The organism is Nonomuraea sp. 3N208 (assembly GCF_052245935.1).
Taxonomy (GTDB): domain Bacteria; phylum Actinomycetota; class Actinomycetes; order Streptosporangiales; family Streptosporangiaceae; genus Nonomuraea.
This window is the reverse complement of record NZ_JBQQBR010000151.1, coordinates 1-1,393: the sequence shown is the minus strand read 5'-3', so window position 1 is coordinate 1,393 and position 1,393 is coordinate 1. Positions and strand designations below refer to the sequence as shown.

Here is a 1,393-nt window from a genome sequence, read left to right as displayed (position 1 = left end):
CAGAACAGCCTGCTCGTCGGCCTCGCCTCCCTGGTCGCCACCACGGTCGTCGCCCTGGCCGGCGGCTACGCGCTGGCCCGGTACCAGTTCAGGGGCAAGGGCGCGTTCATGGTGGGGATGCTGTGCACGCAGTTCATCCCGGGCGCCCTCATGATCATCCCGCTGTTCGAGATCTTCCGGACGGTGTCGCTGACCAACTCGCTGTGGAGCCTGGTCATCGCCGAGACGGTCTTCCAACTGCCGCTCTCGCTGATCCTCATCAGCGGCTTCATCAGGAACATCCCGTACGAGCTCGAGCAGGCGGCGTGGGTGGACGGCTGCTCGCGGCTGCGGGGTTTCCTGGCCATCGTCCTGCCGCTGCTGCGCCCGGCGCTGGTGGCGGTGGGTTCGTTCGCCTTCATCCACAGCTGGAACAACTTCCTTTTCGCCCTCATGTTCATCAACGACCAGGAGAAATTCACCGTGCCCGTGGGCTTGGCCTACAACCTCGGCGAGAACAGCGTCGACTTCGGCGCGCTGGCCGCCGGCGGCGTCGTCGCCGCGCTGCCCGTCGTGATCGTCTTCGCCTTCATCCAGCGTTACCTCGTCCAGGGGCTGTCGGCCGGGGCGGTGAAGGGATGACCAGTGCAGAGACGACAGGCACCTACCGCAACCCGGTGCTGAACGCCGACTGGTCCGACCCCGACGTGATCCGGGTGGGGGAGGACTTCTACCTGACGGTCTCGACCTTCACCAAGGTGCCGGGCCTGCCGATCCTGCACTCACGCGACCTGGTCAACTGGACGATCATCGGGCACGCGGTGACCAGCGGCTACGACGACGTACGGCCCGGCTGCGGGGTGTGGGCGCCGTCGCTGCGGCACCACGACGGCCGGTTCTGGATCTTCTACGGAGACCCGGACGTGGGCATCTGCCAGGTCAACGCGGCCGAACCGCGCGGCCCGTGGACCGAGCCGCACGTGGTCAAGGAAGGGCTGGGGCTCATCGACCCGTGCCCGCTGTGGGACGACGACGGGCAGGCGTACCTGGTGCACGGCTGGGCCAAGAGCCGCGCGGGCGTGAACAATCGGCTCACTCTGCACCGTATGTCCCCCGACGCCCGGACGGTGCTGGACGACGGAACGCTGATCATCGACGCCGACCTGCTGCCGGGCTACCGCACGCTGGAAGGCCCCAAGCTCTACAAGCGCGACGGTGTCTACTGGATCTTCGCGCCGGCCGGTGGCGTGGAGTACGGCTGGCAGTCGGTGTTCCGCGCCGAGTCGATCTTCGGCCCGTACGAGGACCGCATCGTGCTGCGGCAGGGCGGCACCGACGTCAACGGCCCGCACCAGGGCGGCTGGGTGGACACCCCGTCCGGCGAGCACTGGTTCATGCACTTCCAGGACCGCGG

At 68.1% G+C, this 1,393-nt stretch carries 2 protein-coding genes; both read left to right on the top strand.

Annotated elements, in window-relative coordinates:
* Positions 1 to 621: carbohydrate ABC transporter permease (locus ACTWPT_RS59955; protein WP_443186470.1), on the top strand; the 621-nt coding region annotated here is incomplete at its 5' end.
* The coding region (locus ACTWPT_RS59950; RefSeq protein ID WP_443186469.1) for a glycoside hydrolase 43 family protein at positions 618 to 1,393 on the top strand (776 nt) is incomplete at its 3' end. The genes ACTWPT_RS59955 and ACTWPT_RS59950, both read left to right, overlap by 4 nt.